This is a genomic window from Sphingobacterium sp. xlx-130, from assembly GCF_011007405.1.
GTDB lineage: Bacteria > Bacteroidota > Bacteroidia > Sphingobacteriales > Sphingobacteriaceae > Sphingobacterium > Sphingobacterium luzhongxinii.
In genome coordinates this window covers 194,959-213,352 of record NZ_WFKN01000006.1, presented here as the reverse complement: position 1 = coordinate 213,352, position 18,394 = coordinate 194,959, and the positions used below count along the sequence as shown (strand labels likewise).

The window sequence follows — 18,394 nt, the reverse complement described above, 5'->3', positions numbered from 1 at the left end:
AATAGTATCAAAGCAGGGGATTTCACGTTTAAAACATAAAGTTTAACACCTAATTATTAAGCTTAAAAATAGATCTAATTGAGATCTCATATGGAATTAGTAATAAAGGATTTTAAGGAAATGGTATTTCGAACTGGCATCGGGACAGTTCGAATGATAAAGATTGATGAAAATATAAGATAATTATTATGTACGTAACCAAATAAACTATACATGTCAAATAGTAAATTAATCCTTGATGTTTTTAATGTTTTTGCGCTAGACATATCAGACGATGTAAAGTACAAAGAGGTTTATAATCGAGGTACGGAAAGAAATATGATGTCACATAATGTTGGTGTAACACCAGAAAGTGTAGATGAGAGATTTAAGTTATTTGGTCTCAATTGTGATGAGATTGCAATATATTTAGCTAACCAAAGTAATACAGGAGTAAGCGTACAGAATATATCTTCTGCAATAGACCTTTTAGAAAGAAAGGCACTAATTAAAAGAGAAGATTTCATGAGATCTGCTTTTGTATCACATGTATATAAGCCCACTTATGTTCGCTATAAAATTAGTAAGGTCGGTTGTTATCTTTGGAAGTTTGGGCTATCTGCTAACTTTATTTTAGGATTTTCGAGTATCTGTCAGACTTACAAAAGTAGTGTTTTAATAATGGAAGGTCACCTTGAGACAGGGGATACTTCTCTTGGGACGGGTTTCTTGCTAGATCTCAATCATAAACGATACCTTGCCACATGCAAGCATAATGTAGAGCAATTAATTGACTTCAGGATCACTGATGGAGAGGCGAATTTAGAATATTCAAAAGATTTTCATTGCCATCCTGATGAAGATATAGCTCTCATTGAAATATACGGAGCTGATGATAGAAAGGCCTTTATTCCATCTTTTCTTAAAGGGTCAGAACCATTCTTATTCGAGCAAGATCCACTTGTCTTGTCAGAGGTAATTACGATGGGATATCCTTCAATCCCCACATCGGAGGGAGCGTATTTGATGAGCCACAAAGGGGAGGTCAATGGTATGGTTAGGTCTTATTTTGGGGGAGGTGAAAAAATCCTCTTTTCAGCGAAAACATCATCAGGAAATTCTGGGAGTCCTTTGATAAATTGTTACGGAGAAGTCATAGGAATTGTAGAAAAAGAGCTATATGATAAAAATAGTTTTATTGACAAGGGAAAGCTACCTTATTATTCTGCCGTCCCTATAGAAAGAATTAAAGAAATTCAATTAACTGCAAAAACCACAATTTAGTAATAAAGAGATGGGAGAGGGCCTTCGCAAGAAAATCATGAAGGATCTGGGGCTTTAATTAGCTCCCGATCCCCGTGATATAGGAAAGGAGCAATACTATGAAAATTCTAAAAATCATTATCGAGCGCAGCGAAGACATGTTCAGTGCCTATGCAGAGAATGCCGAAGGCATCTATGGGGGCGGTGATACCGTCGAGGAGGCCAAGCAATCCATCTTGGATGCGATAGCTATCATTACCGAAGAGTTTACTCCTGATAATATACCATCTATTCTCAAAGGCAAGTATGCTATCGTATATCACTTCGATGCAGAGAGCTTTCTCAACTATTACAAAGGCATCTTCACCAATGCCGCTTTAGAGAAGATTACAGGCATCAATCAGCGTCAGCTACAACATTACTCATCAGGGTTGAAAAAGCCCCGTCAGCCGCAGCTTAGGAAGATAGAAGAGGGGCTTCACCGTCTGGCAGCAGAGCTACAGGCTGTAGAGTTGGTGTAGCGAAATCTTTTATCCCTCTTTCCCCACCTTGTAACCGATTTTATCACGTTCAGGTAGGGGAGGCTTATCTAGTTTATTCTCTAGGCGGTCGATATATTCAAATACAAGGTCTATGTTTTTGCCCTGCGAATCCTGCTCCTTGGAGAGCTTTTCCATGGCTAGCCTCATATCCGCAAGCTCTAAATGTATCTGCGTTGTATCATTCAAGAACTGCCTCATTTTGGTAAAGATCCGCATGATCTGGATATTGACTGAGATCGCTTGCTTACTATTGAGCACGCTAGATAGCATCAAGACACCGTGTTCGGTTTATGTAAATCCTACGGTTATGTAAAGCTTTACATAATTCTGTGAAAACATTTGGTTCTTTTCGTCGTCCACCCCAACTTGATGTCACAATTTGTGATTTCAAGTTTTTCCATTCGTTTGTCGTTAATTGAAACATAAATTCCGTAGGAATCCATTTCTCCTATAAAAAAATAATCTAGAAATGAACTCTATAGGAAACCTTTTTATGTTGCGTTTAACCGCTTTGTTTAGATTTCCTGTTGTCACTCCGTAAAGCTCGGCGAGATGGTCAATTGGAGAGACCTAAGTATTAACTAATACATTACCACTAGAATTTTCTAGGGTAGAATTTAAAGCCCAGACTCAAATATCTTGTAATGCGAGACTCAGTACCATACACATAGTTGACACCGTCAAATGAATTTTCAATGCCTTTGTTATTCCCTAATGCATCCCAGAGGTTGAGATTTATTTCTGCATTTCTCTTTTTAAGAAAACGATATTCTATGGCAAAATTTAACACTGTACTGGATTTACCTTGTTGCGAAAATTTAGCATAGTCATATATAGAAGATCCACTGATCTTAAAATCTTTAATAAATCGCTTCTGGACATCTAGTTTTAGACGATTATTGCTATAGGTTTGATCTGTCTCCCTCTTTATAAGGCCAATCGAAGCAGAATTAGATATCCCAATCAACAGATGATCCTTTATATTAATATCCCCCCAAAAATTGAAGTTAAACCTATTATTCGTTCCGTTAATAAGGTCATTATTAAGTATGATTGGTAGATCGGTCGAGGTCCATACCAGATTTGTCTGCAGCGTCACTTCACTTTCTTTTATCTTCAAGTATTTTCTAAAGTTTGCGCTCAGCGTAGATTTATAGCTATCCCCTTCATTATTCATTTTATTCCTATATACATATCTGCTTGTTGATCGGTCTACCTGGTCTATTATTGCATTATTATAGAGCTTTAGATTAAATTCAAGTGAACTGTTAAAAGAGCTTTTGTCTTTTGATAACACAAGATCAATGTTTTGATAGGTTCCACTTTTCAGATCGTTATTGGGCCTAAAGACATTGAATCGGCTTAATGTGTCAATCAGAAAAACCCTATAATCCAGTTCCATTGCTTCCAATCGTCTATCCACCTTTAGGTCGATTTTATAGGTCGTTAGCTCTAGAACGTTTTTTTCGTAGTTAAACGATAAGCCAGGAGAAAATAACTGTTGAAAAAATTTATCACCTAAAAGAGCGTTTGATGAGGTCTGTTTAGCGTACAGTGCTTCGCTTGATACAAATAACTGAAAATTATAACTCTTCGAGTACCTATTGGTCAACGATAAATATTTAGCATACTCTATCCCCATTTTAGCCATATTGATATTTTTTCTACTGTTGTTATTATAGGATAGAGATGGAGTGAAGGCCTCATTATTTATAAGTTTACGATCATCGTTTAAATTGGTAGCTTCATTACTTATGTTTACGAAAGATTTTAGATTGAGCTTCTGGTAAAAAGGGATATTCCTTAAATCAAGTTTAACGACATTATTATGTCCTTTTTCCTTATCGTTGATTTCTCGATCATCGTTCATTACATCTCTACTGAAAAGTATATTTTCAGTAGAGAGTTTATCGAATAGCCCGAGTCGGATTGAACTTTTTATCTTGATGTTTGATTTCTTAAGGGTATTGGAATAGTTTAATTCATATACCAAATTCTGGTTCCGATCCAAATTCAACCTCTCCATATTTTCGCTTGAGATATCCTCATTCAATTGATAAAAAGAAGAATCCATTGTTGTCGATTCTATTTTAGAATTCAGTACGGATAGTTTCGAAGATATCAATAATTTGTTCTTCTTATATTGATAATCTAGGTTATACTTTTCTTGTGCGACTCTACGCTCGCTGATATTAACTTGATTTTGAGAAAAAGATATATCAGGATTATCAATATTACTTTGACGATTCGAATAGGTATTGTGGACATCTTTCGATCCTTCAAAGCCGATCCGATTTATCTCTTCCCGATCCGGTTTATCAGTAAATGTATATTTCAGCATTGTACCGAATGCTAGATTTCTATTTATCCCCAGTTTTAAAATATCTTCCGAAGGAATACGCTGACTTGACTTGTAGGCCGAATTCAATAAGAAATCGAGATTATTTGCCACTTCTTTGTTAACATTATTCCGATTAAAGAAAAATGTAGATTGAAACCTATTAGGAAGATAGAAAGTTAGCCCTACTGACGAGTCATATCGCTTAGACAAGATATGTTCCAGCGCACCGAAATAACTTAGCGATTTGCTTTTTGTTTTTATATTGAGTTCAAGATTAGAATCACTCTTACTGTTACTTTTATCCGATGATCTAGCGTATAATTGGATAGTTGAGGTGGCTGACGCAGGGATATTTTGTAATATTATTTGAGGGTCACCACTCAGAAATTGCTGCCCATTGAGTACAAAACTTTTTATCTTTTCGCCTTTGTACGTTATATCACCGTTGCCCCATATGACAAAATTGGGAACTTTCTTTAACAGGTCTTCTATTACAGCATTGCTATCCAAGCCAAAGGAGTCAGAATTGATTTCTAAGGTGTCTTTTTTGTAATATATGGCAGGAGTGACAAATACACTATCTATGGCCGTATTCTTTAGTTTTATATCTATATTATTCAATGTAATACGGTTTGATCCTCTAGCATCTATCATAGTGTCTTTTGTATTATACCCAACATGCTGCAGTCTTAGGATATACTTTGCCGGTATGCAGTCTACAAAAACGAACCCGCCTCTGTGATCCGTCAATGAGATCTTATACAAGCTCGAATCCGCTACTGACAAGAGCTTAACATTGATGTTCTGGATGAATTTGTTGTTCTCAAAGTCTTTAACAGTACCATCAATAATAGATTTACTTTGTCCACGAACACTTAATATTCCAGCAAAAAATAAAAGCAAAAGAAAAAAATATTTCGGTATTACGATATTCCTCATTTCACGGTAACCTTAATGATTACGGGATTGTCAGTTGCTTTTAGAGAAAGATCATTTTTGATTCCTTTCTGATCAATATATTCCTTGGGAGGCATTGTCAGATAGAGATCTTTTTCCTGAACATAGAGAAAATTATAATCTTTAAAGGCAGACCCAATTGCATTGGAAAACAGATTTAACTGGTGAGATGACGTGTCGGGAACTAGATTATTCAAACAGTAGAATATATTAGTTTTACCATTCCATACAAACGAGTTATAACCATTCAATTCCGAATGCGTCCTTAATCTGAAAAACAACAAATCTCCTATGGCATAGACATCAGATATTGCATAGATGCCGTCAGGTCGGTTCCTTATCAATGCTGTTACAGGACGAAAGTCATTAATGTATTTTCCAAAAAACAAGGTATTAGCTAATGGAAATACAAAGCTCATCAGACTATCACGCTTACCATCTTTCAGTTCGTAAATTGTATAGTCCAGACTCTGCGTATATAATAACTTATCTGATGGATAAATTTTACTTGTTACATAAAACTTATCTCCTTTAAAAGAGTCTATTGGAGTGTAAATTATTTCCTCCTTTTTATCTGTGGAAATGTTTAATCTTTGGAATTTTCTTTGCGCTATATTAATGTACTTTTCGGCGGTATATTTATGTTTACCTACCGAAAAGGCATGTATATCCATATTTCTACGTACTATTTCTTTAAAATTACCTTCCAAAGAAAAAATAGCTTGCTTGGCTGAACTATTATAGAGTACAATCAGATTGTTCTTTTTTGTGTCTATAAAAAAATCTATAATTACACTCTTTTTTTGTTCAGGGTCTTTAATAAGTCCATTCGTTATTCGGTTAATAAATCTTCCGCTCAGATCAAACAATAGAATTGATCTTGTGTCAGGATCTAATATATAGTAAGTAGTATTGTGGAGCACTAGCTTGCCTATATAGCCAAAAATACTTCGAGCATTCGTTTCCAAGGGGATTATATCTGCAGATTGAAACAAATCTGAGAAATTTCCTCCCTTACTTTCGGAGGGTGCGAATTTGGTTTGCGCTACGCTATTAAACGTATAGAATAGCGAATTCATATTAATAACTAATATAATTAAGATTAATTTAGCACTAAATTCATTTTTCCCCATTGAGCTATAAGTTATTGTACATGTTTTCATCAATTAAGGCGCTAGGTCGAGATCATTCAAGTCTTTTAATACGGTTTTAATATTACCTAATTGTTGGTAATACTTTCTTCTAAGGTATTCATTGTTTGGTTGCAAAGCAAGCAATAATTGTTACTTTTGATAGGAGGGCTGAGAATGTGTCTTAAGTACATGTAAAAAGCCTACGTCTCGTATTTTGATCCAGTAACAGTATTTAATATTTATAAACTGATAATGAACTCCAATATGCTATCCCGATTCCTAAGCTCATGTGGTCATATCATCTTGATCTACTTGCAAGCTTTTTTTTATTGTATGTTATTGATGGCGTGGCTGAGATTGCCCAGTGGAGAATATGGTATGACTCCATTGCTTCTCCTTCTGCTTGGGCTACCTGCACTTGGGGTGTATCTGCTATATGCACTTATATGCTACTTCTTGTCACGACCTATAATGCCTACAGGTAGGATGTGATCAAGGTTGTATTTATAGTCAGTGCTGCACTGGTTATGTTGGTGGGCATTTTAGACCCATTAGATATAATCAACTTGGTGTTTATTGCATCACTATTCCTGGCTAGTGCTATCGCTTGGGTATTACATAGATTAATGTTAAAAGGGGCATAGTAGACTTGCAAATAGCGCCCTTTGTAAAGCAACATTAGGGAAGGAGTTAACATATTTTGAGTGGACTTGAATTCAGTAGCGTCAGTACCACAAAATATTAGATAGCTTAAATTAGGTAAATCATACGATGGACATCACATTTAGAAGTCCTGTACTGGGTCAAAAAAAATCCGAGCACAGGAGTGTAGGTTTAAATTTGATTTGCCGATAAGTCTTTTGTTAAACTCGCAATTTTGAGTTTTCGGTTTCTCATTACATAGTATAAGTCCGATAAGTTGTCTATCATTAACTGTCTGCTATAGTAATTTATGTGTTCCAAAACACCAAAAATATTGGCAATACATCCCCAAAACACCAAATTCTCTGTTTTAAATTTCCAATCGGCAAGATAAAGTTGGATAATAAATATTACCGGTATTAAACCTATCATGATAAGATTGATTTTTTTTGATCTTCTAAAAAATGCCAGATTTTTATTTTGGTCAAATGGTTTTTTGGTTATTCTATCCAGTTTTAGCTTCCAATAATGCTGTCCCTGATACAATATAGAGATACATAGTATTAAGCCATAAAGCAGAAATACTATATCCGAAAAGGAATTAGTGGAAAGCAAATAGATTACCAATAATGGGAAAGTTACAAATGCATGCATTCTTTCCATTGGGTAATAGTAGTTCAACCGTTTAATTAATTGATTTTTCAATTTTCTACTTTCTTATTACATGAATACTCAATTCTTTATGCGTTAGGTCCGTATGGCGATCTCTTGATAATACATAACATACCTTTTTCTGTAATCAGTCAGCCAGTTAAGACTGCCAGCAAGGAATTTGATTTGTAATATAACAATTGTTTTCAACTTAATAGGGGTAAAATAGTGCCAAAATTCGGAAAGGCTGAAAAACTTTTTGGCGGAATATTACCCCTAAAATGCTATAAAGTAGAGACCAGTTCGCCGCTTTTTTCTTTGTTTAATCATACTTCGAGCAGGTTTTTGAGATTTGTTCAGGATAGCTTAGCGAAAATGTCAGTTCGCGACGTTTTTGCAATAGTCTATAAAGGATTTGAAATATGTTACGATAGATTGGGAAAATAGCGTTAAGGTTTCAAAATATATTGCGATGGTTTTGCAATAGTGTGTGATGTATTCAGCTAGCACCGTTAAGGATTTGGAATTTGTTACGATAGATTGAGAAAATAGCGTTAAGGTTTCAAAATATGTTACGATAGTTTTGCAATACTGTGTAATGTCGTTAATTAGTATTGTAAAGGAACCGGAATCTGTCACGATGGATCCGGAAACCATCGTTAAGGTTTCAAAATATGCTACGATGGTTTTACAATAGTGTGTAATGCATTTAGCCAGCATCGTTAAGGATTCAGCCTGTATCGTTAAGGAAATGAAATATGTTACGATGAATCTCAAAAAAATCATGAAGTATTAGAGCTCCTTCGTAATAGATTTGAATTTTATTATGCAAGTATATCAATAGTTTATCGCTCTTTAGTAATACTTCGCGAAGTATTGGTGATTTGTCACGATAACTCAAAAAAATACCACAGTGTAGCAAGATGGAACTATTATGGAGTATTAGGTCATAGTGAAATAGTGCTAAAAGGCGGCTATAACTAGGGGAGCGACTAAGTGTAATAAATGATTTTGGGAATGATTTTGGAAATAGCTATATTTAGTTATGATATAGGAGATTATCGTTATGCAAATAATAAATATTAATCATAAGATTTTAGAACATATGAAGCCTTCCTAAACAGGGAACTTTACCCAAAGATTATATTATCACCCCTCCATGCCACCACATCCCAGCAGCCGCCAAAGTTATTACCGTTTTCTTTGGCTACGAGCTGCAGCAGCATGTTCATCATTTTATGGTCAATAGGAGCGTGTACCTGACTTTTATATTCCTTATTCATCCATTCCGACAGAGAGATAGGAGCGAGCCTTGGTTTGCCATAGGTCTCCACCCATCTCGCATCCCAAGCATCATCTTTAAAATTATTTAGGACGGTAGTGAATCGAAATATTAAATCGAGTACAAATGATTTTTCTTACTGGCAGCTAATTTTTATTTTTCCTATTTTAGCTTTATGTTTATAATAAGATATAATAACATCTTGAGTGTACCAATCTTGCTGAAAAACAGTGTCAATTTTTCCACCTGCTAAGTATAAATTATTAATTTTAATAGAATCATCTACCTCACCTATTACATGAAGGTTTATTTTTCCATGAGGATTGTAGCCTAGATCAAATTTCAGTAAAGTATCCTTATTCAATTCATCTATATAGAAAGATTTAGCAGTATTATAATTACAGGAAAAAAAAATGATACAAGATATAGATATTAAGCATATATGTTTCATAGTATTATTCATTAGTGCTCCTAAACTGAGTTTGTTGAGTTAATTCTCCATTAGCACTTAGTGGGGTTAAATAAACTAGTTGTCCATTATCAAAAAGAGTTTGAGCATATTGTAACGGGTCCCAACCAGGATTTTGCCTATTCACAAACATCAAACCTACAGAATTGTTGTAGAGATCCATAGTCTTGTCTCTCGCATCTTGAGGTAGGTCTTCATGAGCTTCGGAAAGTCTTCTAGCAGTTTCATAGCCTAATGAATAAGAATTCATTGCTGTAAAATATGCATGCCTAAAAGCATCTGCCTTTCCATATAAAAATCCTTCCTGAAAGTTGTTGTTTACATATGTTTCAGCCGTCAAAGCATTTTTAAGGTAAGCCAACCTACCGTATGGTGGCATTTTATCAAAAATTTCTAGTTCAGACTTTGTCATCCTCTGTCGATATGTGTTTTCTAGTTGAATTAAATTGTTCTTTTCAAATTCACTCAACCCAGCGTAATTATTGTTCGCGGGGGGTAAGTTTCCTCCTTCGCCACTTCCTCCTCCATCTTCCGGGAAGCAGATATAAAAGTTTTCTGGTATATCACAGAAATCAGGTTCTGGTTCTTCTGGTTCACATGGATTATAGACGGTATAATACTCATATCCTATAATATGCTCTCCACATATTTCAATTGCTGGATCTCCTTCATAGAGGCAAACTGTTGCGTATTGAGGGATTTCTATATCCAGCCAACCACAATCTCCTCCTGAACTTCTTGAAGTAAACATAGAATTCGCTAACTTCGACGTATTTTTTTCTCTATTAAAGGGATCGGTATTAGGTGTCTTTTTAAATATATTATATTTCCTATACAGTTTTCCGTTTTTAAACTTAGCAACAAAAAGAATTTCCTCATTTAATGTTGCATATTCAATATATCCTGAAAAATCTTTAAGATTATTAATTCTTATATTCTTAATTGATTTTGTATAATCTATACTCGGAGTATAGGTTATAATTATATTATGATATTTACCACTGCGATTTATAGATAGCAATCTAACTAATGAGTTCTTAAAAATATTTTCTTCTTGGCGCTTACTAATTAATTTTTTATCAAAATTATAAATGCGAATTTTTTTTGTTGAATTAATCAGAGGAGTTTCAAACGAATTATTAGAAATATTTCTAGAAAACTCCCACACGGGGGTTAATTTTGTTCTAAAAATTTTATCCTTCCTATTATTAGTTAATAACTTTTCTCTTTTCTCTACATACTCAACATAATTATTATTAAACGATGTTTTTGCTTCTCTTAATAAAGTTTGCTCTTGTGTTGAGATTGTTTTTATAAAAGTGTCAATTATTTCATTTTTTGAACAAGAAATGAAAAATAATAAAGAAAAAGTTATTAAAATTAAATTAATTGATCTCATGCGTATTTATATAATTAGTCACCTCAAATATAATAAAATTAGTTATTTCAGAAGATATTTTTATTTTTTTATTTTTGATTTCGTAAGCAATACGCTTCGCTTTTTCTACCTGATTATTTCTTATGTAGAATTTAAATAATTCATACCTAGATGTTAATCTTCTCGGAACGAAATATGTTGATCTAATAAGGAAATTCTCAGCTTCTTTTATGTTGCCCATATTCTCAAAAATTAAACCCAATCTTACAATATATAAATCACAAGGATATTGGTGTATTAATTGTATCGTAGCTACTCTTGCATCTTCCCACTTTTCGTTTTTATAGAAAATTTCAGACTTTAAGTTGAGATATTGTCTTTTGGATTGATAAAAATAGGGTTCTTCTTTTAATAATTCTTGATAATTTAAATCAATACCTGCTCGATAATATTCATATATGTTATTAATAGACATTTTTTCGAAACGGTAGAATAAATAAGGTACTATTGAAATAAACATTAATAAAATTATGAAAAATAAATTTTTACGTAAGTAAGAACTAAACAAGAGTGATATTAATGAAGTTAAAGGAACTAATAATATGGGATATGCAGATATAGTAAAATTGAATGCTGAGTAAATAAGGAATGTAATAAGTATTGAGGTTAAGATGACTGTTAAAATAGATGGTTCGGAATTGATTAAAATTTTTATTTGCCTATTTATAATCATAAAAAATATTAAAATAAATGGTACTATAAAGACGCCAAGTTCTAATATGATTGTATAATATTCATTAAACAAATAATATGTGTTATCAGCTAATAAAATATCTTGTTGAGAGTTTTTTCCCAATTTAAAATAATGTTCTTGATAAAATGGATAAACATATTTTGTATTTCCAACACCTATTCCTGTTAACCAATTATCTTTTAAAATTGGCAACGATATTCTATAAATCAGAATTCTTCCTAAAGAAGAGTCTAGCTTAATAAAAAACAAAAAGAAAAGCGCAATAAATGGAATCCATAAGATGTATTTTCTTTTTGTCAGCAAATGCATGATATAAATTATTGAAACAATTATTCCTAAAATTAAAGACCTATTATTCAATATTATTGATATAATCAGAATGACTATAAGCGGGGAAAGCAATATAAAAAACTTTTTAACTTTCATGTAACGTTCTTATTTATTATAATACACCCTAAATGTTGGACAACTTTTATTCTAAATTAAGATACTTTTTTGATTTCCCTATAAAACATTTCATCAGGGGAGTGTAAACTTGAAGCTTTGTGATTTGGCGAAACACCCATAAACAAACCTCGCGTTATCATCCTTCTTCTTATTGATCTTTGGCAGTCCTTTCGTGCCGTTGCAGGATTTCAGGGCGTTGGCGAGGAATAGGGGACGGATTGACTGGTTCAGTTCTCCTTCGTAGTCCTTGAGTATTTGGAGGGCTGTTCTGGATGTGTTGAAGTAGTCTGTCTGGCATTTTGCTAATACCCACGCTGTAACTTCTTCTTCGATGACTGTGCTTTCCGATGGTAGGAGCAGGTCTTTGGTTTCGGTGCGAATGTTGCAATTTCTTTTATAGGAGCACTACCTGCCGAGGAGGCATCAATTAATAGTTTATCGCAATAAGTTTATTATAGGTGTCCACTCGCAATGAGTAGTTTTCGACCATTTTGGGCTATTCTATACTTTTGCAAGCTACTTTTACTTGCTTCTTCTGTAGGTTCAATTATCCCTAGTTTTATTAACGGGGTAATTATATTTTTCATACTATTAGATGAGTCGGAGATGTCCACTAATAGAAATAAATCTCGACTAGATTTACAATCTCCATCTTTGAGGTCAATTATGATTTTTGCCCATCTTCTAATGTTTTTATCAGTTCTAGTAAATGTTAAATTTACTATGTTGTTGGTGTTTCTATTAATGATTTTTTGAAGATTATTAACGATTTCATGGAGAGAATCAATTTGGACGGGATGTTTACCATTGAATATCCTATATCTTTTGGGGCTAAGTGAGGATAATTCCAAGATATTTTGTTTTTCTAGGTTTACTAACGCATTATCTATGGAGTTTCGAAGTAGATTATAGCCAAATTTATCTTTTAGGATAGTACAAAGTTCATTTGACGAAATTGGAGAATCCATTAATTTATTAGGTATCGCTATTTGAGATATGACATCAATAGGGCGGGGTTTATTTATCGAAATAATGTCTATATAGACTGATAAAGTATGTTTTTTCTTTAATTTTGTCAATAAATCATTTCGGGTTAAAAGCCAGATTGGCATTGAGATTTCTTCTATCGTTAATCCGTAGAAATTTAGTAGATTCTCTAAATACTCCTCTTTAATTGGATCTTCACCGTTTTCGATTGACTCTAATTTTGTTGAGGAAATATTTGCTTTTTTTTCTACATGATTGCGTGAAAACATTAACTTTTCACGTACTGTTTTTAAGTTTTTCCCTACTATTATTCTATTATAACCATCCATTCCTTAAGTTATAGATGGTTCGGAAAAAATAATGAAATTATTTTTAGGAAATATTAATGAAATTTACTAAGTTTGCAATGTAGACTTTAAAGATTATTATTTAAAGTTTTGATGTTTAAATAAAGAGTCTTGTGGCAAAATTCTGAGGTCACGACACAAGACGGCAGATTAAACATCCATATCTACACTTTTATGCTATATTTGCGTATCTGGTAGATGTGGGGCTGCTGTAAATCCGTGTCGTGTAAAGCCTCAGAAACTTTAATCTTAGCCATGGTTTGTAGCCCCACATGTATCAATAGCTACCTCCAAACAAGACTCATAACATAAACAAGTTATGAGAAAACAACTACAAAAAAACATTATTTCAGCCCCAGAGTAGCTTTGGATGCTTAGTCATTTTATCATGACTTTTCTACTTCTTGCGGTGTGCATCATTAACCGATTATTTTACTTTAATTTCCATTCAGCACATCCTTGATATTCAGTTAACTATTTTATTAAATCGTGTGACCTAGTCAAGGATTAGGTACGGTTGGTTATTGATAGAAGTTGCTCTCAGGCCCGCCTTCATTAGGTCACACTAATGAACTTAAAGAATGAAACATTTTTTTAGGGGTGGAAAAGGACTGTCCAATGATTTTGGACGAGTGAATTTTATCCATCAGAGTGAAAGAAAACTAAATGTTTTTAGATTCCTCCACTACGTTTCCCGAAGAATCGGGACGCAGCGCAATGACGTAAGGGAGGCTAGGTGTCGCGAAGACAAGGGAAGTCTTCGTACCACGTTCGTACTGGCTTCGCCTTTGCTTCGGCGGTCCGACATGAATTTATCATCCATTTATCACCTGTTTAACACCTTTTCATCGGGTGCATGTGATCAAACTGTGATAAAAAGGTGTTCCGACGCTGATGAAACTCCGAAGCTGGTACGGAGCAGGTACGGATCTGATCCAGTTACAATAAAGACAAAAGCCAGTATTTCAACATCCAAAAGTCTATCAACAAGTAGTCGTCATGTATTGTCTTTGACTACACTCATAACGCACTGTTACTACTTCGAGCATACTTGGCTAATACTTAGGCAACGCACTAAGAGCGCTTCGGCTAGGGTAGCAGGTTGGTTCGGTGTGGCTCCGGGATTGGGTCGTACCATGGTGCAGACACGTTCGGCTGTTGTTCGGCCGTTGTTCGAGTCCTGTTCGGCGGTACGTCGAAGGGCAGTCGAAGCCTTGTCGAAGACCACCCGAAGGAGCCTCGAAGCAGTCCCGAACCAGTCTCGAAGCGGTCTCGAAGGAGAGTCGAAGGGCGCTCGAAGAGTTGTCGAACCGGAGGGTGCCCGAACTAAGGTTGAACTAGCCTTGACCCAGCCTATAACTAGGGTTGAACTAGGAATGAACTACCAAACAACTAAGGATGAACTAGCAACGAGCCTACAACGGACTAAGGATGAACTAGCAACAATACAAGAAATACCCAAGCGTGAGACAAGGATAAGACAAGAAAGTCCTATTTCTAACGTCAAAAATATACCCGAAAGGTACTGCAAAGGTACGGGAAAGGTACTGAATAGTGGAGGTAAAGGTACTGGAGAGGTACTAGAGAGCTACCAAAGAGGTACTACGGAGCTACTAACCTGTAGTAGGTCTGTGGTAGCTTTGGGGAGGAATGGTGGTATGTCGCAAGTAGTTAGTCATAAGGAGGGTAAAACTTTTTTAGTTGATAACCTCCGTATGAATCGATTGATTTTAAGGGGTTTTCGCTTGCTCTGTGAGGAGTTTAGAGGCAAAGTGGAGTCTATCGTTGTAAAAGGAAATAGAGGTCGGCAAATCGCTTTAAAACAAGCCAATCGTTTTGCAAGGTTTTTAGATGCCTCCATTCCGCTCCGCTACAGTTCCCGATTTAGGATCGGGACACAGCGATATGACGGGAGGGGGAGTCGAGGTGAGGATATTAAAATGCTTATGGCCTATAGCTTACAGCTTATAGCCTTATTCTGTGTGTTGTTTAGTACGCTTGTGTTTACACAGGCGGTCGCTCAGGTCTCCCGAGGTGAACTCGGGACCTACGGGCGGTCCGGGCATGTACTTCAGGGGGAGGTTCGCTCGGCTGCCGATGGGGCGATTATCGAAGGAGCCACGGTAAGTACTGGCAAAAAGACAGTACATACAGGTGCAAATGGTGTGTTTAGTATCGGTATAGATAAATCGCATGGATCGTTAATAATTAAACATATAGGTTTTAAAGAGCAAAGTGTTGCTTATGATAATACAACTACTTTTTTAAAGATACAGCTGCAGGCTGGTAGCAAGGAAATAGACGAAGTTGAGGTGGTTTCGACAGGCTACCAGAAGATACCGAAAGAGCGGGCAACAGGGAGTTTTGATTTTGTGAATAATGAAGCCCTGAACCAAACGATCAGTGGAAATATCATCGACCGCATCGAGCTACAGGTGCCAGGCCTGCTTGTCGACAGGAACGAAGGGGCGCCGGACAAATTCCTGATTCGCGGCCGATCGAGCATCTACGCGGATGTACAGCCCCTAATTGTGCTCGATGGTTTCCCTTACGATGGCGAGATAGGCAATATCAATCTCAATGATATCGAATCGGTCACGGTGCTGAAAGACGCTGCCGCGGCTTCGATATGGGGGGCACGTGCAGGAAATGGGGTTATCGTTATCACGACGAAAATCGCAAAGCAGGATAGACCAACCATAGGATTTAACAGTACGCTAGGTATCCAACATAAGCCAGATCTTTCGACCATATCACAAATATCAAGCACAGACTACATTGACTTGGAAAAATTTCTGTTTGAGAAAGGACATTACGCCAACGATGAACAGTACGATGAATGGAACTATGGCCATCCACCATTTACCCCGGTCATCGAACTGCTTCGTAAAAAGCGCGATGGAGATTTAAACACGGAATACGTGGATCAGGAAATAGAGAAATATAAGCAATATGATGTTAACAAAGATATTATCCAGAAATTATATAGGATAGGATTCGAACAGCAATATGCTTTCAATTTAGGTCAAAAAATAGGTTTAAGTAACTATATATTTTCGGCTGGTTATGATAATAATAAATCCACTGTAGTAGGGCAGGGAGGTAGTCGGTTAAATCTTCGGTTCAACATGCGTAATGATCTATCGACCTGGTTTAAGATAGAGAATGCTCTCGCATTTTCAAACACTAAGTCGCTCTTGGGAAACAATCAGGGATACGGCCTCCACGGGCAGGCTCCGAATACCTTAGGCGGCAATAAAGCTATATACCCTTATGCAAGGTTAATAGATGATTCAGGAGCTCCCACACTACTTTACCTTGATAATAATGAGGCATATGTAAAATCCATGCTGGAAAAAGGGCTTGACTGGTCTTATAGTCCACTGGAAGAAATCAAACGCAGAAGAACCGAAACCAACGTACGGGATATTCTGCTGAATACCGGAATGCAGATAATACCATATCGGGATATACTGTTCAGCGTTAAGTATCAATTTCAGGATCAGGTATCCGACAACAATACTATCTATCTACCAGAATCATACTACGCCCGAGCATATAGTAATTCATTTGCGCAGCAAGGTTCGGATGGCAAACTCAGCTTTCCCGTGCCACAGCAAGGAATTTGGGATAGAACCTCGGGAAGGAGGAGATCGCACCAGGGAAGGATACAGGCTGACTGGAATAAGACGTGGAATGATGCGCATGAATTATACCTGTTGGGCGGTTGGGAGATCAGAAATAGTGTCACTTTTTTCTCTGGCGATCGTAAATATGGTTACAATGAAGATTTCTACGGAGTGGATCCAAGAATAAATTATGATACCGAATACACACTGTACAATAACAGTTTTCTTAAACAACAGATAATAAGTAATAATACGATTCAGAAGACCACAGATAATTTTATCTCCCTTTATTTTAACGGTGCATATACGTTCAGAAATCGGTATCACCTTTCTTTTAGTGGGCGAAAGGACGAAGCGAACCTTTTTGGTCTTCAGACGAATCAAAAGGGTACACCGCTATGGTCTTTAGGGGCGAAATGGAATATTTCAGAGGAAGCTTTTTATCATTCGCCACTAATACCTAAACTGGCTCTGCGGGCGACCTATGGTAAAAGTGGTAATATCGCTAGAAATGTTTCGGCTATCCCTACAATAACCTTAGCTAGTTCGGCTTATACCACCCCGCTAATAACAGCTGGTTTAAATGGATTTCCAAACCATGCATTGCGATGGGAAAAGGTAAATGTATTAAATCTAGGGCTGGATTTTTCTTTTAGCAATAATAAATTTCAGGCTTCAGTGGATTACTTTGACAAGGTGTCGGAAGATCTACTTGGCGAGTCCCCGCTAGACCCCACGTTGGGTCGGGCGACATTTTTCGGCAATGTGGCCAAAATGCAGGCAAAAGGTTTGGACTTTAAAGTCAATGCCAAGATTATCGACCGAAGCCTTGATTGGGACTTATCATTTATCTATGGGTATTCAAACCCTAAAATATCAGCATATTATATGCCCGTCAGTACTACAGGTAATACTTATCTGGGTAAAGGAAATATGGTTAACCCGGTTCTTGGAAGACCCGTATTTGCTTTATACGGATTAAAATGGGAAGGATTGAATCCTGAAAACGGAAATCCAATAGGCTTGCTGGGGACAGAGAAAAGCGAAGATTACACCAATATTTATGCAAAGACCGCATTTGAGGATCTTACGTACCACGGCAGTGTACAGCCTACTACATATGGGTCGATGATCAATACATTTCGCTATAAAGGAGTAGGTATGGCTATAGCTTTAAGCTACAAGGCTGGATATGTCATTAGAAAACCGGCATTGAACTATACGAATCTTTTTACATCCTGGACGGGTCATGGTGACTACGCTGTACGCTGGCAAAAAACAGGGGATGAGCGTGTTACTGACGTGCCTTCTTTAGTGTATCCGCAAAATATACCGAGAGATGTGTTCTATCAGTACGCAGATATTCACATTCTGCGTGGTGATCATATTCGGTTAGAGAATATTCGTTTGGATTATGACCTGCCCTTGAACAAGAGTAACAAGTTGCCTTTCAAATCAGTTAAATGCTTCTTCTTTTTGAAGAGCAACCAAACATGGTGGATAGCCAATAACAAGGGGATAGATCCATATTTTAATAATTCACCAAAACCCGGTGCCCAATGGTCTTTTGGTCTTATATCAAATCTATAAGGA

General features: G+C 36.1%; 14 protein-coding genes. 3 read left to right on the top strand and 11 right to left on the bottom strand.

What is annotated here, in order from left to right; translation table 11 throughout:
* The first annotated feature begins 213 nt into the window (after window positions 1–213).
* Together G7B18_RS12360 and G7B18_RS12355 are read left to right on the top strand one after the other, a co-directional pair.
* Window positions 214–1,263 carry a serine protease gene (locus tag G7B18_RS12360; protein ID WP_164122772.1) on the top strand — a complete coding sequence of 350 codons (1,050 nt, stop codon included), beginning with the start codon at window positions 214–216 and terminating at the stop codon, window positions 1,261–1,263.
* Window positions 1,264–1,361: 98 nt separating this feature from the next.
* Window positions 1,362–1,763 (top strand): type II toxin-antitoxin system HicB family antitoxin, encoded by a 402-nt coding sequence (locus G7B18_RS12355; RefSeq protein WP_164122770.1) that lies wholly within the window; start codon window positions 1,362–1,364, stop codon window positions 1,761–1,763.
* Window positions 1,764–1,772: 9 nt separating this feature from the next.
* Here G7B18_RS12355 and G7B18_RS19120 read toward each other — a convergent pair whose 3' ends face one another.
* From G7B18_RS19120 to G7B18_RS12305, 11 genes are all read right to left on the bottom strand, one after another.
* Complete coding sequence (locus G7B18_RS19120; RefSeq protein ID WP_240452850.1) at window positions 1,773–2,057, bottom strand: hypothetical protein; 285 nt, start codon at window positions 2,055–2,057, stop codon at window positions 1,773–1,775.
* A complete protein-coding gene (locus G7B18_RS19230) occupies window positions 2,044–2,208 on the bottom strand; it encodes an ORF6N domain-containing protein (RefSeq protein ID WP_262886617.1) in 165 nt (54 codons plus the stop codon). The genes G7B18_RS19120 and G7B18_RS19230 overlap by 14 nt, the downstream gene beginning before the upstream one ends.
* Window positions 2,196–2,318: a hypothetical protein gene (locus tag G7B18_RS19225; protein ID WP_410528453.1), complete on the bottom strand. Its 123-nt coding sequence runs from the start codon at window positions 2,316–2,318 to the stop codon at window positions 2,196–2,198. Before G7B18_RS19225 ends, G7B18_RS19230 begins: the two co-directional genes overlap by 13 nt.
* 61 nt (window positions 2,319–2,379) lie before the next feature.
* Window positions 2,380–5,028, bottom strand: coding sequence for a hypothetical protein (locus G7B18_RS12345; protein ID WP_205601707.1), 2,649 nt, complete (start codon window positions 5,026–5,028; stop codon window positions 2,380–2,382).
* A gap of 32 nt (window positions 5,029–5,060) precedes the next feature.
* Entirely contained in the window at window positions 5,061–6,215 is a 1,155-nt protein-coding gene (locus G7B18_RS12340; protein WP_205600357.1) for a 6-bladed beta-propeller, read from the bottom strand.
* 834 nt (window positions 6,216–7,049) lie between these two features.
* Window positions 7,050–7,562 carry a hypothetical protein gene (locus tag G7B18_RS12330; protein WP_164122761.1) on the bottom strand — a complete coding sequence of 171 codons (513 nt, stop codon included), beginning with the start codon at window positions 7,560–7,562 and terminating at the stop codon, window positions 7,050–7,052.
* 1,076 nt (window positions 7,563–8,638) lie between these two features.
* Window positions 8,639–8,791 (bottom strand): hypothetical protein, encoded by a 153-nt coding sequence (locus G7B18_RS12325; protein ID WP_164122760.1) that lies wholly within the window; start codon window positions 8,789–8,791, stop codon window positions 8,639–8,641.
* A 135-nt stretch (window positions 8,792–8,926) separates the two neighbouring features.
* Entirely contained in the window at window positions 8,927–9,241 is a 315-nt protein-coding gene (locus G7B18_RS12320) for a hypothetical protein (protein ID WP_164122758.1), read from the bottom strand.
* A gap of 4 nt (window positions 9,242–9,245) precedes the next feature.
* Window positions 9,246–10,658, bottom strand: coding sequence for a DUF6973 domain-containing protein (locus G7B18_RS12315; RefSeq protein ID WP_164122756.1), 1,413 nt, complete (start codon window positions 10,656–10,658; stop codon window positions 9,246–9,248).
* The gene (locus tag G7B18_RS12310; RefSeq protein WP_164122754.1) at window positions 10,645–11,817 is read right to left on the bottom strand and encodes a hypothetical protein; all 1,173 of its coding nucleotides are present in this window, start codon (window positions 11,815–11,817) and stop codon (window positions 10,645–10,647) included. The genes G7B18_RS12315 and G7B18_RS12310 overlap by 14 nt, the downstream gene beginning before the upstream one ends.
* A gap of 473 nt (window positions 11,818–12,290) precedes the next feature.
* Window positions 12,291–13,154, bottom strand: coding sequence for a helix-turn-helix domain-containing protein (locus tag G7B18_RS12305; RefSeq protein WP_164122752.1), 864 nt, complete (start codon window positions 13,152–13,154; stop codon window positions 12,291–12,293).
* A gap of 599 nt (window positions 13,155–13,753) precedes the next feature.
* Here G7B18_RS12305 and G7B18_RS12300 point away from each other — a divergent pair.
* Window positions 13,754–18,391: a SusC/RagA family TonB-linked outer membrane protein gene (locus G7B18_RS12300; protein WP_164122750.1), complete on the top strand. Its 4,638-nt coding sequence runs from the start codon at window positions 13,754–13,756 to the stop codon at window positions 18,389–18,391.
* The last annotated feature ends 3 nt before the right edge of the window (window positions 18,392–18,394 follow it).

Coding starts and splice junctions, on each gene's coding strand:
- G7B18_RS12360 (WP_164122772.1), top strand. CDS start 214: ATGTCAAATAGTAAATTAATCCTTGATGTTTTTAATGTTTTTGCGCTA.
- G7B18_RS12355 (WP_164122770.1), top strand. CDS start 1,362: ATGAAAATTCTAAAAATCATTATCGAGCGCAGCGAAGACATGTTCAGT.
- G7B18_RS19230 (WP_262886617.1), bottom strand. CDS start 2,208: ATGTTTCAATTAACGACAAACGAATGGAAAAACTTGAAATCACAAATT.
- G7B18_RS12340 (WP_205600357.1), bottom strand. CDS start 6,215: ATGGGGAAAAATGAATTTAGTGCTAAATTAATCTTAATTATATTAGTT.
- G7B18_RS12325 (WP_164122760.1), bottom strand. CDS start 8,791: ATGAATAAGGAATATAAAAGTCAGGTACACGCTCCTATTGACCATAAA.
- G7B18_RS12320 (WP_164122758.1), bottom strand. CDS start 9,241: ATGAAACATATATGCTTAATATCTATATCTTGTATCATTTTTTTTTCC.
- G7B18_RS12315 (WP_164122756.1), bottom strand. CDS start 10,658: ATGAGATCAATTAATTTAATTTTAATAACTTTTTCTTTATTATTTTTC.
- G7B18_RS12310 (WP_164122754.1), bottom strand. CDS start 11,817: ATGAAAGTTAAAAAGTTTTTTATATTGCTTTCCCCGCTTATAGTCATT.
- G7B18_RS12305 (WP_164122752.1), bottom strand. CDS start 13,154: ATGGATGGTTATAATAGAATAATAGTAGGGAAAAACTTAAAAACAGTA.
- G7B18_RS12300 (WP_164122750.1), top strand. CDS start 13,754: ATGAAACATTTTTTTAGGGGTGGAAAAGGACTGTCCAATGATTTTGGA.